The 19,129-nt window shown below is 35.2% G+C and carries 20 protein-coding genes; 10 read left to right on the forward strand and 10 right to left on the reverse strand.

Annotated features, from left to right (window positions below; translation table 11 throughout):
* Positions 1-166: 166 nt before the first annotated feature.
* Positions 167-823, reverse strand: a complete 657-nt coding sequence (locus MWU65_RS16075) for a peptidoglycan DD-metalloendopeptidase family protein (RefSeq protein ID WP_247079613.1) — start codon at positions 821-823, stop codon at positions 167-169.
* Between the two features lie 129 nt (positions 824-952).
* Between MWU65_RS16075 and msrA the strand changes: the two genes are divergently transcribed.
* The 3 genes from msrA (at position 953) to MWU65_RS16090 (ending at position 4,462) form a co-directional block, all read left to right on the forward strand.
* On the forward strand, positions 953-1,618 hold the full coding sequence (msrA, locus tag MWU65_RS16080; RefSeq protein WP_247079615.1) for a peptide-methionine (S)-S-oxide reductase MsrA: 666 nt from the start codon (positions 953-955) through the stop codon (positions 1,616-1,618).
* A gap of 150 nt (positions 1,619-1,768) precedes the next feature.
* Positions 1,769-3,115: a DUF1080 domain-containing protein gene (locus tag MWU65_RS16085; RefSeq protein WP_247079671.1), complete on the forward strand. Its 1,347-nt coding sequence runs from the start codon at positions 1,769-1,771 to the stop codon at positions 3,113-3,115.
* Between the two features lie 6 nt (positions 3,116-3,121).
* Entirely contained in the window at positions 3,122-4,462 is a 1,341-nt protein-coding gene (locus MWU65_RS16090) for a Gfo/Idh/MocA family oxidoreductase (protein WP_247079616.1), read from the forward strand.
* Positions 4,463-4,531: 69 nt separating this feature from the next.
* Here the strand turns inward: MWU65_RS16090 and MWU65_RS16095 are convergent, their stop codons facing one another.
* Genes MWU65_RS16095 through MWU65_RS16105 form a run of 3 tightly spaced genes read right to left on the reverse strand, consistent with a single transcriptional unit; the run spans position 4,532 to position 7,089 of the window.
* Positions 4,532-6,004, reverse strand: a complete 1,473-nt coding sequence (locus MWU65_RS16095; RefSeq protein ID WP_247079617.1) for a hypothetical protein — start codon at positions 6,002-6,004, stop codon at positions 4,532-4,534.
* On the reverse strand, positions 5,985-6,563 hold the full coding sequence (locus tag MWU65_RS16100; RefSeq protein ID WP_247079618.1) for a hypothetical protein: 579 nt from the start codon (positions 6,561-6,563) through the stop codon (positions 5,985-5,987). The genes MWU65_RS16095 and MWU65_RS16100 overlap by 20 nt, the downstream gene beginning before the upstream one ends.
* Positions 6,547-7,089, reverse strand: a complete 543-nt coding sequence (locus tag MWU65_RS16105; protein ID WP_247079619.1) for an RNA polymerase sigma factor — start codon at positions 7,087-7,089, stop codon at positions 6,547-6,549. Before MWU65_RS16105 ends, MWU65_RS16100 begins: the two co-directional genes overlap by 17 nt.
* A 358-nt stretch (positions 7,090-7,447) precedes the next feature.
* On the opposite strand from MWU65_RS16105, the gene MWU65_RS16110 reads away from it, so the two are divergent.
* From MWU65_RS16110 to MWU65_RS16135, 6 genes are read left to right on the forward strand one after another with little or no spacing between them, the layout of a single operon-like run.
* Positions 7,448-8,008: a DUF2911 domain-containing protein gene (locus tag MWU65_RS16110; protein ID WP_247079620.1), complete on the forward strand. Its 561-nt coding sequence runs from the start codon at positions 7,448-7,450 to the stop codon at positions 8,006-8,008.
* A 2-nt stretch (positions 8,009-8,010) separates the two neighbouring features.
* Positions 8,011-9,057 (forward strand): methylmalonyl Co-A mutase-associated GTPase MeaB, encoded by a 1,047-nt coding sequence (gene meaB / locus MWU65_RS16115; protein ID WP_247079621.1) that lies wholly within the window; start codon positions 8,011-8,013, stop codon positions 9,055-9,057.
* Between the two features lie 59 nt (positions 9,058-9,116).
* Positions 9,117-9,830 (forward strand): glycosyltransferase family 2 protein, encoded by a 714-nt coding sequence (locus tag MWU65_RS16120; RefSeq protein ID WP_247079623.1) that lies wholly within the window; start codon positions 9,117-9,119, stop codon positions 9,828-9,830.
* A complete protein-coding gene (locus tag MWU65_RS16125; RefSeq protein ID WP_247079625.1) occupies positions 9,831-10,448 on the forward strand; it encodes a lipid-A-disaccharide synthase N-terminal domain-containing protein in 618 nt (205 codons plus the stop codon).
* The gene (locus tag MWU65_RS16130; RefSeq protein WP_247079627.1) at positions 10,448-12,064 is read left to right on the forward strand and encodes a glycosyltransferase family 39 protein; all 1,617 of its coding nucleotides are present in this window, start codon (positions 10,448-10,450) and stop codon (positions 12,062-12,064) included. Before MWU65_RS16125 ends, MWU65_RS16130 begins: the two co-directional genes overlap by 1 nt.
* 1 nt (position 12,065) lies before the next feature.
* Complete coding sequence (locus MWU65_RS16135) at positions 12,066-12,725, forward strand: hypothetical protein (protein WP_247079628.1); 660 nt, start codon at positions 12,066-12,068, stop codon at positions 12,723-12,725.
* Positions 12,726-12,728: 3 nt separating this feature from the next.
* Here MWU65_RS16135 and MWU65_RS16140 read toward each other — a convergent pair whose 3' ends face one another.
* The 4 genes from MWU65_RS16140 to mazG are packed head-to-tail and all read right to left on the reverse strand — an operon-like array spanning position 12,729 to position 15,704.
* A complete protein-coding gene (locus MWU65_RS16140) occupies positions 12,729-13,298 on the reverse strand; it encodes a phosphatase PAP2 family protein (protein ID WP_247079629.1) in 570 nt (189 codons plus the stop codon).
* A gap of 5 nt (positions 13,299-13,303) precedes the next feature.
* Positions 13,304-13,531 (reverse strand): hypothetical protein, encoded by a 228-nt coding sequence (locus tag MWU65_RS16145; protein WP_247079630.1) that lies wholly within the window; start codon positions 13,529-13,531, stop codon positions 13,304-13,306.
* A 2-nt stretch (positions 13,532-13,533) separates the two neighbouring features.
* The gene (locus tag MWU65_RS16150; RefSeq protein ID WP_247079631.1) at positions 13,534-14,907 is read right to left on the reverse strand and encodes an MATE family efflux transporter; all 1,374 of its coding nucleotides are present in this window, start codon (positions 14,905-14,907) and stop codon (positions 13,534-13,536) included.
* 23 nt (positions 14,908-14,930) lie between these two features.
* Positions 14,931-15,704, reverse strand: coding sequence for a nucleoside triphosphate pyrophosphohydrolase (mazG, locus tag MWU65_RS16155; RefSeq protein ID WP_247079632.1), 774 nt, complete (start codon positions 15,702-15,704; stop codon positions 14,931-14,933).
* Positions 15,705-16,193: 489 nt separating this feature from the next.
* On the opposite strand from mazG, the gene MWU65_RS16160 reads away from it, so the two are divergent.
* Entirely contained in the window at positions 16,194-17,507 is a 1,314-nt protein-coding gene (locus MWU65_RS16160) for a DUF1593 domain-containing protein (RefSeq protein ID WP_247079633.1), read from the forward strand.
* Positions 17,508-17,534: 27 nt separating this feature from the next.
* On the opposite strand, the gene MWU65_RS16165 is transcribed toward MWU65_RS16160, so the two are convergent.
* Together MWU65_RS16165 and MWU65_RS16170 are read right to left on the reverse strand one after the other, a co-directional pair.
* Entirely contained in the window at positions 17,535-17,768 is a 234-nt protein-coding gene (locus MWU65_RS16165) for a VF530 family protein (protein WP_247079634.1), read from the reverse strand.
* A 5-nt stretch (positions 17,769-17,773) separates the two neighbouring features.
* Positions 17,774-19,063 (reverse strand): DEAD/DEAH box helicase, encoded by a 1,290-nt coding sequence (locus tag MWU65_RS16170; protein WP_247079636.1) that lies wholly within the window; start codon positions 19,061-19,063, stop codon positions 17,774-17,776.
* Positions 19,064-19,129: the final 66 nt, after the last annotated feature.

The following is a 19,129-nucleotide window of genomic DNA, read 5'->3' on the forward strand; positions in this document are numbered from 1 at the left end:
TGTAAAATTAGTACCAACATCATCCTTCCAAAATCATAATCGCTCAAACACCCTTATTTTTCGGCCTTTGACAAAACTATTGTTGAAGTGTAAAATATTACCGATAACGGTAAAAACATAAAAATCTCTTTATCGAAATAAAATGCATTAGGTCTAGGTTTTAACACTAGAAATGAAGTAACCATTTAGGATTTGGGCAATTTTGAGCATAAAATTCCAAATCTCTGCTTGCACAAACTCCCGGATAATCTCCCAAATAATCCTTTATATCCATAATCAGCTGAAAATGTAAATGTGGAGCATACCCCACGTTTATATTGGAATCACCTAAAGAAGCAAGCACGCTTCCTTTTTTAAACACCTTACCTACATATAAAGATTGTAAAGATGCTACGGCTAAATGACCGTATAATGAATAGAAGATAGCATCTCCAATACTATGCTTTAGAATTATTGTAGGTCCGTAATCACCATGAATTGCATTGTCCTTATAGCTATGCACTACACCATCTAGGGGAGTTAATACATTAGCCCCAGCATTTGTCCAAAAGTCCATTCCTAGATGAATGTTTCTAGTTGCATTACTAGTTCCCGAGAATTTAGCGTTAGTAGCATATAAGTTTCTTTTTTCTAAATAACCCCCATAAGCTACCGTGGCTTTATTTTTAGTTAACACAGCATCTATATACTTCTGGCAAGCGTCTACAGAGGTAATATCAATATTTATTAAATCAGCGTTTGTCCTCGACAAGTCTATAGGCGTATAACATTCCCTACTACTATTTTCTATAATGGATATAAAACCATCTGAGACTTCCTTCATTTTTTTTTCAATCGTTTGCATACACTTTAGGATTAGGATCTACTCTACTAAAAGAGTAAATTACAACTAAATATTTTTAATATTTTTGTAAGTAATAAAAGATTTAGCCACTAATTTAAAATGAAAAATATGAGAATTTTAAAATCGACACTAGTTATATGCCTCCTATTGGCGTCTACCAATTGTGTTTCTAAAAATGATAAAAAAGGAATCCTAACTACAGCACTCCAACCAACCAAACAAGATTTAGGACATTATGAAACTGCTTATTTTGCCAGTGGTTGTTTTTGGTGTGTAGAAGCTATTTTTGAAAGTGTAATAGGTGTAAAGGAAGTAGTGTCTGGTTATGCCGGTGGTACAGAGAAAAATCCAACCTACGAAACCGTGGGTAGTGGGCGTTCTAGCCACGCAGAGGCTGTAGTTGTATATTACAATCCTAAAGAGGTAAGTTTTACTACCTTGGTAAAGGTGTTTTTTGGGTCGCATGACCCAACAACCCTAAATAGACAAGGACCGGACAAAGGGACTCAGTACAGATCTATTGCTTTTTATAAAAGTGAGGCAGAAAAAAAGGCAATTACGGATTATATCCAAGAGTTAATAAAAAGCAATGTCTATAAAAGTAAAATAGTTACTGAAGTAACTGCTCATACAAAATTCTATGAAGCTGAAGACTATCATCAAGATTTTGAAAAAAGACACCCTACCAATTCCTATATTAGAAATGTGTCTATCCCAAGGTTAAATAAGTTTAAAAGTAAGTATCCAGAATTATTAAAGAAAAACAAACATTAGAATTATTTTTTGTTATCATAGATCAAATAAGCAACTTTTTTAAGTTGCTTATTTTTTTTTAAAAAATTACCTCCTATATTTAAGGATTAATTTATTCTAAATAATTCAAAAATGAAATATATGAAATTTAGCCTATACAGAAATGTATTAATGGTAGTACTTGCTGTATCGGCAACATACAGCTGTAAAACAACCCCTAAAGATACTACACCCTGGGTTAATTTATTTGATGGTGAAACACTTAATGGATGGACAATTAAAGGAGGTAAAGCCAATTATACCATTAGAGATAAATCTATTGTTGGTAGTACTGTACACGGAACACCCAATACGTTTTTAACAACTGACAAAATGTACGGTGATTTTATTTTAGAATTAGATTACAAGGTAGATTCTACTATGAATTCTGGAATTCAGATTAGAAGTAATAGTTATCCTCATTATAGAAATGGTCGTGTTCACGGCTACCAAATAGAAATAGACCCATCTGACCGAGCATGGAGCGCTGGGGTTTTTGATGAAGCAAGACGCGGATGGTTAAATCCTTTAACAAATAATGCGCCTGCTCAAAAAGCATTCAAACAAAACGATTGGAATCATTACCGTATTGAAGCTATTGGCGACACTATAAGAACATGGATAAACGGTGTTCCTGCAGCCTACCTAATTGATGATAAAACTGCAAGTGGTTTTATTGGCCTACAGGTGCATAGCATTGGAAAAGACAAGCAAGAAGGAACAGAGATTATCTGGAAAAATGTAAAAATACTTACGGAAGACTTGGCAACGTATAGTCAAAAATCTACGGTAACCCCAATTAGCACAAAAAATCAATTATTAGCATCTGAAATTTCTAGTGGGTGGAAAATGTTATGGAATGGTAAAGATACTGAAGGTTGGCGTGGTGCTAAATTGGATGAGTTTCCGGAGTCTGGGTGGAAAATTGAAAATGGCATCCTTTCTGTTTTAGCTTCAGGAGGAGCAGAATCTACTGCCGGCGGAGATATCGTTACCAAAGAAACCTATGGCGATTTTGAATTAAAAGTAGATTTTAAATTAACTGAAGGCGCCAATAGTGGTATTAAATACTATGTAGATACCGATGTTAATAAAGGTCCTGGATCATCTATTGGACTGGAGTTTCAAATATTAGATGATGCTGTACATCCTGATGCAAAAAAAGGGAATCACGAAGGAAGCAGAACCATTGCTTCACTTTATGATCTTATTAAAGCAGATCCCAACAAACCAGTGCATGCCATTGGAGAATGGAATACTGCTCGTATTGTTTCTAAAAAGAACCACGTAGAACATTGGATTAATGATGTTAAAGTATTGGAATATGAAAGAAAAAGTGAGGACTTTAGAAAGTTAGTAGCTGAAAGTAAATATGAAAAATGGCCTAATTTTGGTGAAGCTGAACGTGGACATATATTGTTACAAGATCACGGGGATTTGGTAAGCTTTAAAAATGTAAAAATAAGACCACTAAACTAAATAAATATGACCACAAGAAGAAGTTTTATTAAAAAAACTGCAGTTGGCGCTGTAGGTGTGGCCTATGCAAATAGTGCCAATGCAATGTCCGCCAAAAGTTATTCTAATATCATTGGATCTAACGATAGAATCAACGTTGCCATACAGGGATTAGGAAGACGGTACTCTGCCTTTATAGAGCCAATTACGAGAAAAGAAAGTAATGCCCGTCTCTTGTATTTATGTGATGTGATGCCAAGTCAACAAGACAAGGCTGCAGCAAAGTTTAGTGAAAAGATAAATTACAAGCCAAAATTAGAAAAAGACATTCGTAAGATTATAGCTGATAAGGATGTAGATGCCATTTTTATGGCAACTCCAGATCATTGGCATACACCTGGAGCGTGTATGGCTATGCAAGCAGGAAAACATGTTTACCTAGAGAAACCTTGTAGCCATAACGGTAAAGAAAATGAATTGGTTGTAGCATTCCAGCAAAAATATAACAAGGTTGTACAAATGGGAAATCAACAAAGATCTTCCCTAGAAACCACCCAAATTATCAAGGAAATTCATGAAGGTGTTATTGGTGATGTTTACAAGGCTGTTGCTTTTTATGTAAACGGAAGAGGAGAAGTTCCAATTCCAGTAAACGCAGCACCTCCAGGAGGCTTAGACTGGGATCTTTTTCAAGGTCCATCTCCTAGAAAAGCATACATGCATGATACTTGGGATTATAACTGGCACTGGTACGGTTGGGATTTTGGAACCGCAGAAATGGGGAATAATGCAACCCATGAGTTAGATATAGCACGTTGGGCTATGGATGTGGAATATCCGGAACACGTTTCTGTTATTGCTGGCAAACATCAATTTAAAGATGATGGTTGGGAAATGTATGATACTATGGAAGCTACTTTTCGTTATTCTAACAACCGTGTGATTCAATGGGACGGAAATAGCAGAAATGCTTATAACAAGTATGGTAAAGGTAGAGGAACCTATATCTATGGTTCTAACGGTTCGGTATTTATAGATCGAGGTGGTTTTGCTTTATATGACAGAAATGGAAAATTAATAAAAGATAGCAAGTCTGTCAGTGCCGAAAGTGGATTAGCTCTAGGTGGTGGTGGCAATCTCTCTACACTGCATGGAATTAATTTCTTTGAAACTATCAGAGGTAAAGCATCATTAACTTCTCCTATAGAACAAGGAGCCCTTAGCCAGTCCTTAACACACTATGCTAACATCGCATATAAAACAGGAAAATCATTTGATATTGACCAAACAACAGGTCGTATTTTTGATAGAGAAGCTATGAAATTATGGTCGCGTACCTATGAACCAGGATGGGAACCAAAATTATAACCTAGCTCAATAGCAGCTAAATTATTTGATATCGAGAATAAACCTTCTAAAGGGGTTGTTCTCGATATTTTATTTTAAAACAACCTCACTATAACTAGCGTCTATATTCACCGACTTATCCGCGTTTTTAGAACCACTATACCCTTTATATACAACCATTCTTTGGTTTTGTGTCTTAGTAAGGGTAAGATTTTCGGGTACCTTTATTTTTGATGCATTGCCTTTAATATACACGGTATAGGAAGTTTGAGGAACTGAACATTCCAATTCTCCATTTTTTACAGACACATCCAAAGTTTCAAAATTGGTCGCAATATCATTAATTATCAAGGACCCAAAATCATTTTTTATAAAAGCTGTTTTTAGTAGTTTGTCTATTGTTATATTGGAAGACACCGCACTTAAGGTTAAACCCCGCACCTCATTTAAATCAAGATTTTTAACATAGTTAGCCTCTAAATAGCCATCGTTCCAATTGTTAACTACAACAGGAGAGTAAGAGGCATTTACAAAAGTTTCAGTACCGTCTATCGTAGCGGCAAGTAAACTTGCATAAGTTAAGTTTGCATTTATATTCTTTGTGTTTTCCGCAAGTTTCACATTGCCGTGACGCACGTTCATCTTAATAGTAGCCGATTTAGGCATTTTTATTTTAATGGTCTTTTTTATCTTTAAATTCTTGCTCCCACCATCTGTTCCGAAATAAAAAGTATTGGGACGAGAATAAAAAATAGAATCCCCAGAAATAATGGCGCGTGTATCTTTGTGGACATTTTTAGTATGTTCTTTTAAATTAGCTCTTACTGCTTCCTGTATTTGTTGGGTTTCTAACAACTGTTTCACAGAAGCATTTGTCATTTTTCTAATGTTTTTTTCCATTTCCATAGCCTTTTTCATTTCTATATTGGCATTTTTACTTAATTCCTCCGCATATTTACTTATTTCCTTCTCATTTTCAGGTCCCATATTTTTTTCCATCTCATGTTGCCACTTTACAATATATCGATTTCCGTCTTCCTTAAAACTTTCGTAATCAAATTCTGGAAAGGAAAAACTCTTAGATACACTTATCACAGGAAACGAATCTATCCGTAAAGTGTCTATTCTATGCGCCAATGTATTTTTTAAATTATCTATATCTATCCTAAGGTTACTATTACCATGGGGTGCTACGGCAACAGGAAAAATATTAGGAGCAAATTTAAAGGAGATAGAACCGTTTGTTGAAACTTCCACTTTCTTAGAATTTCCCAAAATTTGAATGTCGTTTCGTTTAAAATAATTTTCAGCTTCTTCCTTTGACATGCCTTCAATTTCAATCACTGCTTCAACTTGTATTACATCCTTGTTCCACGTATCAAATTCGATGTCTGCATTACTGGTGTTTAGGTCTAAAACCGCGTCATCACCCACATTAAAAACTTCTTTAAAGGTCTTGGTTTGTTTTTTATGGCCAAGTGTACCTACCAGGTTCTGTGCCCAAATTCCATTGGTGCAAACCATTAGCGTTAATACAATTGTCTTATATAATAGTTGTTTCATTTGTTGTAAGTTTTAATTCGTTTAACTTTAATCTTAACTTTTGTAGCAATTGCAAACGCAACTGCAAATTGTTAATCAATGCAGAAATTAATTGATCATTGGGCCCAATGGTATTTAATTCAGCATTTAATTTTTGGTATTCAGTATGCAGTTCAGACAAACGATCCATATAACTGTTTACCAATTCCTTAGTGTCATCTGAAATTGACAGTTGTGATAATTCCAGGTTGATATTTACTTGATAATAGTCTTCTATTTTTTTTAAATCTGGAGATAAATTCCCCAAAGATATTTTAGTGTTTTCAGAAGTGGACTTATCCACATCTACAACCGTCGTTTTTAACGCCTCTGTATCATCTAATGTATTGTAGGTTAGCAAACCAACACTTGCCAAAATAAGAAAGCTAGCTGCAATTTTCCAAACGTATACTTTACCTCCTTTTTTAATTGGCAGTACTACGTCTAACTTCTCCTCAAAACGCTTCAAATGGCCTTTAGGCAGCGTAAATTCATCTGTTTCCGAATCGTTTTTAAATAGTTTTCTAAGATCCTGTCCCATATCTTCTCTCCTTTAAAAGTTCTTTTAACAACCCTTTTCCTCGTAATAATCTTGTTCTGCATGCAGATTCTGTAATATTTAATATTCCTGATGTTTCCGCATGATCATATCCTTCCATTAGGTACAACTTTACTACACATCCATACTTCTCTGGCAATTCTGCAATTGCACCTTTTATGTGATCTATAGTCACTCCCTCTTCAACTGTCCAATCATCATCCTCTACCACTTTTAAGTAGGTATCATTTAATTCTATATGCTTTTCTTTTTTAAGCTTTAGAAAATCCAAACTTTTATTAATTACAATTTTCTTTAACCAAGCACCAAAGGTTACATCGCCCTTAAACTGCTCTATTTTCTGAAATGCATTTATAAAAGCTTCCTGTACTACATCTTCAGCATCACTTTCATCCTTTAAAAACCGCATAGCTATACAGTACATACCATTACAGTATTGCTTGTAAAGCTGTAATTGAGCCATACGATTATTTTCCTTGCATTTACTTACAATATCTGTTTGAAACATTTTAAGTCTCTTGGTGGTTTGGTATTTGTTTGTTTTTAAAAGACGATACAAAACAATAGATGTTGCAGAAAAATAAAAATTAATGAATTTATTTTTTCAGATCTGAATTTTATACAAAGGATAACTTTATCGTCCTGATTTTGTTGAATCTCATTTGATGTATTCGATACTAAAAAATCTTGGTTCTTAACTTCCAAAGCTTAAAAATAGAAAAGAGCTATTAACGAGCTAACAACAGTTTCTTAACCATAAAAAACATTTAAAATTAACGCAATTTTTATTCAAGGAAATAAACTTCCTTCTATTAATTTCAATTAAATAGGATTTAGTAACTTAGGGGGAACAAAAAAAGGATCGTATGAAAGTTTTAAAATGGATGATAATTACAGTAGTTATTCTTGGCTTACTTACTGTTTTTGTAGGGATGCCGATGATGAAAGAGCAAACAAAAAAGTATAGCCCTGCCGTAACTACAAGCTATGCCCAGGGTGGTTTTGATGTAAGCGTGGTATATTGCAGTCCCTCTAAAAATGATCGTGTTATTTTTGGAGATTTAGTCCCCTATGATAAAGTATGGCGAACAGGAGCAAACGAGGCAACAACTTTTACGACTTCCACGGCCATTAAAGTAATGGGAAAAGAATTGCCAGCTGGGACCTACTCCTTATGGACAAGACCCCATGCCCAAAACTGGGATGTTATATTTAACACAGAAATTCCAGATTGGGGAGTTACTATTTTAAGTGGTGGTGCAGAAACAACAAGAAAGGCCCAAAATGATTTATTTACGGTTACCGTACCTGTTGAAAAATTAGCGATGGCACATGAGAAATTTAGCATTAATTTTGAAGACAAGGAACAGCTACATTTAACCTTGGCTTGGGACAAAACTAAGGTAAGTGTACCTATTAGCAAATAAGATTGAGTACACCTAAAAACATAAGCATTGAAAGCGCTTCTAAAATTAAGAATTTTAGAAGAAACACACCTTCAACAGACACCTTAATAGCCGCTATTTTAAATGGGGATAAAACAGCCCTGAGTAGGGCAATTACTCTTGTAGAAAGCACAAAAACAGATCACGCTAAACAGGCAAAGTCGATACTAGAGAAATGTTTAACCACAGCGAGTAAAAGTATAAGAATAGGCATTACAGGCGTTCCGGGTGTTGGCAAAAGTACCTTTATAGAACGTTTTGGAAAACGATTAACAGCCCAAGGTAAAAAGGTAGCCGTTTTGGCTGTAGATCCTACAAGCACCGTAACCAGAGGAAGTATTTTAGGGGATAAAACAAGAATGGAAGAGCTTGTTAAGGACTCCAATGCCTTTATTAGACCTTCTCCTTCCGGCACATCTTTGGGAGGTGTAGCGCGTAAAACAAGAGAAACTATAATTCTTTGCGAAGCCGCTGGCTATGATGTTATTTTAATTGAAACTGTTGGCGTTGGCCAAAGTGAGACGGCCGTGCACAGCATGGTCGATTTTTTCTTATTGCTAAAATTAGCTGGAGCAGGTGACGAATTACAAGGCATTAAAAGAGGAATTATGGAAATGGCAGATGCCATAGTTATTAATAAATCTGACGGAGCCAACAAGCAAGCAGCAAAATTGGCAAGAATCGAATTTAGTAGAGCGCTTCACTTACTCAAAAGCAAAGACAACAATTGGACGCCAAAAGTATTAGCTTGTTCTGCATTGGAAGACATTGGAATTCAAGAAATATGGGATACGATTGAAGAGTTTTTTCACTTGCAATCCAAAAATGGATCTTTCCATACAAAAAGGCAAGAACAAAACAAACATTGGTTATTGCAAACCATTGAAGATCAACTAAAACAAGATTTCTACCAAGACCATGCCGTTAAAGCGCAATTAGACTTTTTTATCACGGCGGTTATTGCCAATAAAATTTCACCTTTTTCTGCTGCTGAACAATTATTGAAATTACACAATGGCACCAAAACTTAAATTGATGTTCTTGTTTTAGATTAAATACAGTATTTTTGCCCATAATTTCAAAATTATTTATGAACTACGAGCTTACCATAATTGTACCTGTTTACAACGAGGAAGATAATTTACAACGTGTAGAAAAAGAATTGAGCAGTTATATTAAAATTGCTACCAAAAAAACAAAGATTCTTTTTGTAAATGATGGATCAAAAGATCAAAGTCAGGCCTTAATTGAAAAAATTTGCACTAAAAATCCTGATTTCTCCTATATTCTTTTTGAAAAAAATTGCGGCCTTACCGCTGCCATAAAAGCGGGGTTTGATGCCGTTGACACCGAACTTGTGGGGTATATTGATTCTGACTTACAAACTTCCCCAGAAGATTTTAACCTATTGCTAGCACAAATTCCTGAATACGATTTGGTAACCGGAGTACGCTCCAATAGGAAGGATTCATTTGTTAAAAATATGTCTTCGACCATTGCTAATGGTATTCGGCGCGCTTTTACGCATGATGGTATGGATGATACCGGCTGTCCGTTGAAAATAATCAAAACAGATTATGCCAAAAGAATACCAATGTTTAGAGGGTTGCATCGTTTTTTACCGGCAATGATCTTATTGCAAAATGGAAAAATAAAACAAATTACGGTACAACATTTTCCTCGCATGGCAGGACAAGCCAAATTTGGACTGTGGAATCGTTTGTTGGGCCCTTTGGCAGATTGCTTTGCTTATTTATGGATGAAACGCAAGTATATAAACTATTCGGTAGCCAAAAAGGGATAAATGACAGAAACGCTCATATATGCCATTGGGTTTTTAGCACAAATTCTATTTTCTGGAAGATTATTATCACAATGGATATTATCTGAAAAACAGAAAAAGGTTGTTACCCCTTCGCTCTTTTGGAAATTAAGCCTGTTGGCCTCCTTTATACTATTTATCTACGGGTGGTTACGCCATGATTTTGCCATTATGTTAGGGCAAATATTAACCTATTATATTTACATTAGAAATCTGCAGTTGCAAGGCGAATGGAAAAAATGGCCCTCCCTAATTCGTGCAATGTTATGGATATTTCCAGTTTTAATTGTAATCTACTCCTACAACAACAATCAATACGACATAAGCAATCTTTTTAAAAACGATGCCATACCCTTATGGCTATTACTTTTAGGTAGTATTGCACAGGTAATATTTACAACCCGCTTTATTGTACAATGGTTACATTCCGAAAAAAACAAGACATCTTCGTTGCCCTTTAGTTTTTGGCTTTTAAGTCTTATTGGTTCTACCCTTATTTTAGTATATGCTATCATTAGAAAAGATCCAGTATTATTTGTCGGCCATATTTTTGGTGCTTTTGTTTATAGTAGAAACATATTTTTATCAAAAAAGAAATAATGAGTCTCCAAAATAAATATTACCTCCTACTTACTCTTTGTTGCATTCCTTTATTCTTTTTGCATTTAGGCGTTATGCCAGTTACCATTATGGAAGCTCGTAACTTTATTTCAGCTCGGGAGATGCTTACCGAAGGAAATTGGATCATGACGACAATGAACGATTTGCCTAGGTACCAAAAACCGCCATTACCCACATGGCTTTCTGCCTTATCTGCATTAATTTTAGGAGTAAAAAGTGAATTTGCATATCGACTTCCGGTATCCATTATGGCCCTCTTTTCTGTATTGTCTTTTTTTAAATTGATTCAGTACATCACCAAAAATATACGTTTGGCATTTATAGGAGCTTTAATATTAGCCACTTCCCTCTACATTATTGCAATACAACGTGAAGCTCCATGGGATATTTACACCCACGGTTTTATGTTGGCTGCAATTTTATATTTGGTCAAATTATTTCAAGAAGATGCTGGTAAAATAAAATATGGTCTTATTGCTGGAGTATTTTTAGGGCTGTCCATTTTAGGAAAAGGCCCCATTGCATTCTACGCCTTACTTCTCCCCTTTTTAATTGCCTATGGTATTGTTTATAAATACAAAAATATTAGTTCTTATATCCTACCATTCATCCTTTTTATTGCAACCGGACTTTTAATTGGCGGTTGGTGGTATGCCTATGTAAGAATTGTAGATCCTGAGGCTTTTCTGGTTATAGCCGAACGGGAAACTGCCAATTGGAGTAACTATAATGTAAAACCATTTTACTTCTATTGGAGCTTTTTTATTCAAAGTGGTATTTGGACAATTCCCGCGTTAATTGGCCTCTGTTACCCCTACCTTAAAAATAAAGTAACAGACAAAAAAGTCTATTTACTTGCAGTACTTTGGACGGCCTTTGTATTCTTATTACTCTCTATAATTCCGGAAAAAAAACCAAGATACCTAGTTCCCATCTTAATCCCATTAGCCCTAAGTACCGCCTTTTACATAGACTACTTACTAACCAACATTAGCTTCATAAAAAATAAAGTAGAACTCGGATTGGTTTATTTTACTTTTGGATTAATTGGACTGATTGGAATCGTTTTTGGAGGCGTTGGATATGGCTATCTAAAAGACACTATGACGCCTGAAGGCACCATCTACTTTGTACTTTTAGCCCTGTTATTATTTGTTTTAGGCATAGGCATTTTTACAAATTTAAAACGTAAAAATATGTATATGGTTTTTCTTGGGTTTGTTTTTTTTATGATGGGCTTGGTTGGGTTAGGACTTCCCATTTCAAAGTCTTTTCAACAAAACACGGGCTATACTACCATGGCAGACGTAAAAGAAAATATAGATCTAGAAGGAAAAAAAATATATCACTACGGTGAAATAGCACCAGAGATTTTGTATAATTATGGTGCAATACTACCCGATATTAGTACAGCAAAGGAAGAAAGCCAATATTTTGTTTTGGTAAACAAAAATTTAGAAATAAAATTTTTGAGTGAGCACCATCAAACCTTAGAACCAATAACTACCTTTGATTTAAATGTTACGGCAAAACCGAATGAAAAAGGACATAAGGATAGATTAACTGCCGTATTGTATCACATTAATAAAAAGTAAAATGGAAAGAAGAGATATAACAGTTTATGCATTATTATTTATTATTTGCAGTTTCGGACTTTATTTTGGATTAACAGATGAAAATTTCTTTAATAAGACCTATGCCCAAGAAGATGGCCTTGTAGAGTACGGTACAGCCATAATGCTATTTTTTATTAGCATGCTTTGCCTATACCGGCTTTTTACCATACAAAAAGGAAAAGCCCTAACCTGGAAAATTGGAACCTTCCTTTTTGCTGTCATATTCTTGTTTGGTGCCGGTGAGGAAATATCTTGGGGACAACGTATTTTTAATGTAGAATCTACCACCTTCTTTTTAGAAAACAACGCTCAAGGAGAAACCAATTTACACAATTTGGTGGTGGGTGAAACAAAAGTAAATAAGCTTATTTTTAGCCAATTACTTATGCTAGTTATGGTCCTATATCTTATTGTTTCTCCAATTCTTTTCAGAAAACAACAATGGTTTAAAAAGCTGGCAGATAGTTTTGCTATACCCATTGTAAAATGGCATCATACCATTGCTTTTTTAGTTGCCACTGCACTAGTAGCCTCTAATACCGCAGACCGCACATGGGAGGTGTACGAATTGGTATTTGGCACTATTTTTCTATTGATTTTTATAGCACCTCTAAATCCGTATATATTTAAAAAAGAATAACAATTACAACTTAAACTTAAGGGTAACTAATTGCATAAGCCTATAAAAAATAAAGCCAAATAAACTTCCTATTCCAATACCTGTTAGTACATCTAATGGGTAATGTACTCCAATATAGATTCTACTATAGGCCACCAATACAGCCCATAGTATTAGGAAAACTCCTAAATATTTGAAGCTTCCCTTTAGTAAATTGATAAAGAAAATAGCCAGCGCAAAAGAATTGGCTGCATGGGCAGAAAAGTACCCATATTTGCCGCCACAGCTATTTTTTACCAACCGCATTAATCCGTCTAATTCTGCGTTATGACAAGGCCTAAAACGCTGTACACCGTATTTAAAAAAATTAGCAAATTGATCTGTAACTCCAATTAAAAGACCTACAGTCACCAAAACCAATAGTGTTTTCTTAAATCCTAATTTCCGATATGCAAACCACAACAATAGTAAATATAGCGGAATGGAATTTAGCTTATTGGTGAGAAACATCCACAAGCCGTCCCAAGTAGTATTTCCTAAATTATTAAGAAATAGGAATAGGTCCGTATCATATTTTATAATTTCCTCAAGCATATGTATTACTCTTCATAGCGTGAAATTTCACGATCATAAAAAGCAGTGGCTTCTACTATTAAATTTTCAGATTCTCCGGCAAGTTCTTTCTCATCTTCTTGCGTAAAGTCTTCTAACCACTCCACTTCATCGTCCTCAAGATTAATAATAAACCTAGGGTATTCGGTATGTATTACAAAAATAGCAGTTGGGTAATCTGTATTATCACCCAATAAAAACTTAGGGAATTCCATAATTATTTTTTAAAGTTTAAAATCATTTTATTCGTCAGTGTATTGAATCTAATATACAACATAATAGCAGAAGCAGTTAAGCCCGCCAACAATCCAATCCAAATGCCCATACTTTGTAAAGGTGTGTACAATCCTAAATAAAAACTGATGGGAAAACCAATAAGCCAATACGCTACAAACGTAATAGCTGTAGGCATTTTTACATCCTGAACACCACGTAAGGCGCCTAATACCACCACTTGTATACCATCGGAAATTTGAAAAAATGCAGCCACTAAAAGTAATTCTGCTGTAATTCTTATTACTTCAGAATTATCAACCATATTAGCAACATCATTTACATCTAAATAAATTGTGGGTAACCAATGTCTAAAAAGAAGAAACAAACCGGCAAAAACTATGTCCACAATAAGGGTTAGTAAAAAAATCGACTTTGCTATTCTTCTCAACTCGTTAAAGTTTTGAAGTCCTTTTTGATTTCCAGCACGGATCATTGCAGCAACACCTAGTCCCATCCCAACCATAAACGTCATACTTGACAAGTTTAAAGCAATTTGATTGGCTGCCTGGGGGTTTTTACCCAATACACCACTTAACCAAATGGCCGCCGTGAAAATAGCAACTTCAAAAAACATTTGTAATGCAGAGGGAAAACCTAGATTCATAATCTTCTGCATTACATTCTTTTCTATCTTTTTTAAATTGAAGCCAGTGACATACTGGTGAAATTTCTTTTTGTTTTTTAAAACATACCAAAATAAAGCTACCATTACAATTCTAGAAACCAGGGTTCCAATAGCCGCACCAGTAATTCCCAACTTAGGCAAACCGAAGGTTCCAAAAATAAGGAGATAATTCAATAATATATTTATAATATTACCAACCAAGGTAACATACATTGGGTATTTGGTTTGCGAGAGTCCGTCTGAGAATTGCTTAAATGCTTGGAAAATTACGAGAGGAACTAATGAAAAGGCAACCAAATCTATATAAGGAATGGCTAGTTCTACAACCTCTGGCGGTTGTTTCATTAGATGCATTAGCGGTTTACAGAGCATAATAAGGCCAAAAAGTGACAATCCTAGGATGGTACAAAGTATCAGGCCGTGTTTTAACGCACTTTTGGCGTCTGCTACATTACCAGATCCGTCTGCTTCAGCAACCAAAGGAGTAATTGCGGTTGAAAAACCTATGCCAAAAGACATGGCTATAAAAACAAAGCTATTTCCTAAAGATACTGCAGCTAATTCTGCCGTTCCCAATTGACCTACCATTATATTATCTGCAAATCCAACAAATGTATGGCCTAACAAACCCAGAATTACAGGAAATGAAAGCTTAAGGTTATATCTAAATTCTTTGGTGTATTGTCTCAATTTATTATTTTCTTATCTACTATTTATTTCTTCTTTGCCTCTTCCCAGAACACATCCATTTCAGCTAGTGTCATATCTTCAAGTGATTTCCCCATTGCTTTCGCTTTACTTTCTAAATACTGAAATCTTTTGATAAACTTTTTATTAGTTCGTTCTAAGGCATCTTCAGGATTTATTTTTAAAAAGCGTGCATAGTTGATCATAGAAAACAAAACATCTCCAAATTCAGATTCTATTTTATCTATATTTTGGGAGTTAACCTCCACTTGTAATTCTGCCAATTCTTCTTGCACTTTTTCAAAAACCTGCTGTGGTTCTTCCCAATCAAATCCAACTCCCGCAACCTTATCTTGTATTCTACTAGCCTTTACCAAAGCTGGCAAACTTTTGGGAACACCTTCTAAAACACTGGATTTACCTTCTTTTAATTTTAATTTTTCCCAATTTCGTTTTACTTCTTCTTCATTCTCAACCTTGACATCACCGTAAATATGAGGGTGACGGTGAATTAATTTCTCACAAATTTCATTGGCAACATCCCCAATATCAAAAGCATCGGTTTCACTTCCAATTTTAGCATAGAAAACAATATGCAATAATAAATCGCCGAGCTCCTTTTTAACTTCTTGCAAGTCATTATCCAGGATGGCATCACCCAACTCATAAGTTTCTTCTATGGTTAAGTGTCGTAGGCTTTGTATGGTTTGTTTTTTATCCCACGGGCACTGCCCACGTAGTTCTTCCATTATGGTTAACAACCTATCTATTGCTTGTAATTGGTCTTTTCTTGAGTTCATCTAAAAAAGTTTTGGCAAAAGTACAAATACCATCGGTTTGAATGGCCAGTATTTTGCAGTATTTTTTAAGCCAAACATGCCATTCTTGTCAGGAAGGCTAACTTAATTATTATATACTTTTTAATCATTGAAAATAGACACAAGTATAAATTATGGCATCGGATTTATAATAAAATTTTACATATTCAAAACGCAATCCTTTTAAAAATCATGTATTTGCATCTCTTGTAAGAAACCATATAAATTGTATTCTAGAAAAACATATAACAACACGAAAACTCCATCTAATTTCGACAACGCCTTACATAACACTACCACATATGCACTGAAAGGACTAACATTGTCCCTAAAGGATGCAAATGCTCATGAAACCATCGCTTTAAAAAGGTTGATTAACACCTAATCAAAAGGTTTGAAAATTTTAATAATTAGAGACATCAACTATTTGATAAGACACTATATTTTAGTACTTTACTTGAAATATCGATTATGACTAAAATTTTTATCTCTATTTTTATTGCATTAATTTTTGTTTTACAGACAGCGACCTACGGACAACATAAAAAACCTCGTGTAATTGTAATGACAGACGGAGAAGTAGATGACCATAGTTCTATGGTTAGATTTTTACTGTATACAAATGATATTGATTTACAGGCAATAATTGAAACAAACTCAGTATATCAACCAGAAGGGCATAGTAAAGAAAATTGGTATGAGAAAATGGTTGACGCATATGAACAAGTGTATCCAAATCTTATTATTCATGATTCTAGATATCCTACTGCAGCTGAAATTAGATCTAAAAGTTATATAGGGGATGAAGACCCAAATCACTTGGTAGTTAATGCAAACTCAAAAGGACGCAAACCTGGGTCTAAAGTAAAAATAACCCCTGATGATTGGTCGGACACAGCTGGGTCTGATAAAATAGTTGAAATTTTACTAGACGATAATTCTAGCCCAGTTTACATACAAGCTTGGGGAGGAGGCAATACTGCCGCCAGAGCCTTTTATAAATTAAAAACAAAGTATCCCAAGGAATATGATCGAGCGGTATCTAAAGCTGTAATGCATAATATTTGGTACCAAGACGGGGCTGGTAATTATATCGAAAAATACCATCCAAAGGTAACAATGCTACTAGATCATTATTTTAACGGCACATGGGATTATGGTAGCCAATCTTTTACTTCTGATTTTATTAAGAACCAAGTAAAAAGCAATCACGGACCGTTGGGCGCATTATACCCACAGAGTTATGTGAGTGAAGGTGATTCTCCTGCTTTTCTTTGGGCAATAGATAATGGACTTAGAAATTATGAAAATCCAACCTATGGCGGTTGGGGTGGGCGGTTTTACAAAGTGGATGGATTTGAAAATGTATATGCAGATGTTTCAGCTGCTACCTACTCTAGATGGATTGAAGATGCCAATAGAGATTTTGAAGCCCGGATGGATTGGTGCGTGTCTGAAAAATTTGAAGGGGCAAACCATAAACCAATAATTACAATTAATGGAAAATTAGATACTGTGGTTAAACCGGGGCAAAAAGTGATTTTAAGTGCAGAGGGAACTATGGATCCTGACGGAGACAAACTCTCCTATAGATGGTGGCACTATATAGAAGCCGGAACTTATACCAAAATGGTTGAAATAGAAAATCCTTTTGGTGTGAAAACTAGTTTTAACACTCCAATGGTTGACAAACCAGCTAGCATACATATTATTCTAGAAGTAAAAGATCAAGGAAAACCTGCTCTAAAATCTTATAAAAGATTAATTTTCAATATCACACCTTAAAAAGCATCAAAGTTGATAGCTCCTTTTTTAGCGCTCTTTTTTATTTTTTTCAGCTAGCATCCTTAGGTACAGTTGCTCCACTTTTGTGCGTGCCCATGGTGTTTTACGTAAAAAATTTAGACTAGATTTTACCGTGGGATTACTGATAAAGCATTTAATATGAACCGAATTCCCCATGTATTCCCATCCATAAAAATCGACCAACTCATCCAAAATCTGAACCAGTTTAACGCCGTGTAATGGATCGTTAGAAACATTCATAACCCCTAATTTCCTCGATTATTAGATCGACCTTCACTGCTTCGTTTTGGCTTTCTATTTTTAGCATCACCAGCCCTTTTGCTGGAATTCCCTTTAGATCTAGGAGCTGAAGACCTAGAATTACTACGTTGGCCTTGTTTAATTGGCGCAGTAGAGGCATTGGGATCTGGTTCAAAACCTTCAATAATTTCCATAGGGATTTTCATTCCTATTAACTTCTGAATATCGCGTAAATAACTAGTTTCATCGGCACTAACCAAAGAAATAGCCTCTCCACTAGCACCTGCCCTACCGGTTCTACCAATACGATGCACATAATCTTCGGCTATATTCGGAATTTCAAAATTCACCACATGTGGCAATAACGGTATGTCTAATCCACGAGCAGCAATATCAGTAGCTACCAAAACCCGAACCGTTCCACCTTTAAACCCTGCCAAGGCCTTTGTGCGTGCACCTTGACTTTTATTACCGTGTATGGCTGCCGCTGAAATCCCTGCAGCTGCCATTTTTTTACATAAATTATTGGCACCATGCTTGGTTCTTGTAAATACTAATACTTGTTGCCAATTACCTTCTGTAATCAGTTTTATTACCAATCCGGTTTTCAACCCTTTGGCAACCCTATATACTTTCTGTTCAATAACCTCTACAGCCGTATTTTCTGGGGTGGCTTCAACCTGTACTGGATTATTTAAAATTCCATTTGCAAGTTTTTTAATGTCCTTAGAAAAGGTTGCCGAAAACATTAAGTTTTGGCGCCTACTCGGTATCAATTTCATTATGCGTTCTATGTCACGCAAAAAACCCATATCTAACATTCTATCTGCTTCATCCAAAACAAATATTTCCACCTTATCAAGCGATAAAAAACGCTGATTGTGCAGATCTAACAAACGACCGGGAGTAGCTACTAAAATATCCATTCCCCGCTTTAAATTTGCGATCTGTGGTTTTTGGTTAACTCCACCAAATATAACAGCAGAACGTAAATCTAAAAACTCACTATATTCTTTAACATTAGCATATACCTGTGCCGCTAACTCTCGTGTTGGAGTTAATATTAAGGCACGTACAGGTCTGTTTCTCAATAAAGTACCTTGAGATAAAATATGCAATGTAGGCAATGTAAAACCTGCTGTTTTTCCAGTTCCCGTCTGTGCCGATGCCAAAACATCCTTACCTTCTAAGACCGGTGGAATAGCTTTTTGTTGTATGGGGGAAGGAGTAGTATATCCTTTTTTATCGATTGCTTTCAATAAGGCATCAGATAAGCCTAATTTTTTAAATGACATAAATTGTAGTTGATGAATACGAACTTCTAAAAGTTCTATTCTTGTATTTAATGCAAAAGTAAGGCT

This window comes from Cellulophaga sp. F20128 (genome assembly GCF_023015805.1).
In the GTDB taxonomy this organism is placed as follows: domain Bacteria; phylum Bacteroidota; class Bacteroidia; order Flavobacteriales; family Flavobacteriaceae; genus Cellulophaga.

Excerpts from the sequence above, each read along its gene's own strand:
- MWU65_RS16140 (WP_247079629.1), bottom strand. The coding sequence starts at position 13,298 with ATGCTTGAGGAAATTATAAAATATGATACGGACCTATTCCTATTTCTT.
- MWU65_RS16170 (WP_247079636.1), bottom strand. The coding sequence starts at position 19,063 with ATGTCATTTAAAAAATTAGGCTTATCTGATGCCTTATTGAAAGCAATC.
- MWU65_RS16090 (WP_247079616.1), top strand. The coding sequence starts at position 3,122 with ATGACCACAAGAAGAAGTTTTATTAAAAAAACTGCAGTTGGCGCTGTA.
- MWU65_RS16085 (WP_247079671.1), top strand. The coding sequence starts at position 1,769 with ATGGTAGTACTTGCTGTATCGGCAACATACAGCTGTAAAACAACCCCT.
- MWU65_RS16100 (WP_247079618.1), bottom strand. The coding sequence starts at position 6,563 with ATGGGACAGGATCTTAGAAAACTATTTAAAAACGATTCGGAAACAGAT.
- MWU65_RS16075 (WP_247079613.1), bottom strand. The coding sequence starts at position 823 with ATGAAGGAAGTCTCAGATGGTTTTATATCCATTATAGAAAATAGTAGT.
- MWU65_RS16105 (WP_247079619.1), bottom strand. The coding sequence starts at position 7,089 with ATGTTTCAAACAGATATTGTAAGTAAATGCAAGGAAAATAATCGTATG.
- MWU65_RS16130 (WP_247079627.1), top strand. The coding sequence starts at position 10,448 with ATGAGTCTCCAAAATAAATATTACCTCCTACTTACTCTTTGTTGCATT.
- MWU65_RS16165 (WP_247079634.1), bottom strand. The coding sequence starts at position 17,768 with ATGAATGTTTCTAACGATCCATTACACGGCGTTAAACTGGTTCAGATT.
- MWU65_RS16145 (WP_247079630.1), bottom strand. The coding sequence starts at position 13,531 with ATGGAATTCCCTAAGTTTTTATTGGGTGATAATACAGATTACCCAACT.
- MWU65_RS16135 (WP_247079628.1), top strand. The coding sequence starts at position 12,066 with ATGGAAAGAAGAGATATAACAGTTTATGCATTATTATTTATTATTTGC.
- MWU65_RS16095 (WP_247079617.1), bottom strand. The coding sequence starts at position 6,004 with ATGAAACAACTATTATATAAGACAATTGTATTAACGCTAATGGTTTGC.
- MWU65_RS16120 (WP_247079623.1), top strand. The coding sequence starts at position 9,117 with ATGAACTACGAGCTTACCATAATTGTACCTGTTTACAACGAGGAAGAT.
- MWU65_RS16160 (WP_247079633.1), top strand. The coding sequence starts at position 16,194 with ATGACTAAAATTTTTATCTCTATTTTTATTGCATTAATTTTTGTTTTA.
- mazG (WP_247079632.1), bottom strand. The coding sequence starts at position 15,704 with ATGAACTCAAGAAAAGACCAATTACAAGCAATAGATAGGTTGTTAACC.
- MWU65_RS16110 (WP_247079620.1), top strand. The coding sequence starts at position 7,448 with ATGAAAGTTTTAAAATGGATGATAATTACAGTAGTTATTCTTGGCTTA.
- MWU65_RS16125 (WP_247079625.1), top strand. The coding sequence starts at position 9,831 with ATGACAGAAACGCTCATATATGCCATTGGGTTTTTAGCACAAATTCTA.
- msrA (WP_247079615.1), top strand. The coding sequence starts at position 953 with ATGAGAATTTTAAAATCGACACTAGTTATATGCCTCCTATTGGCGTCT.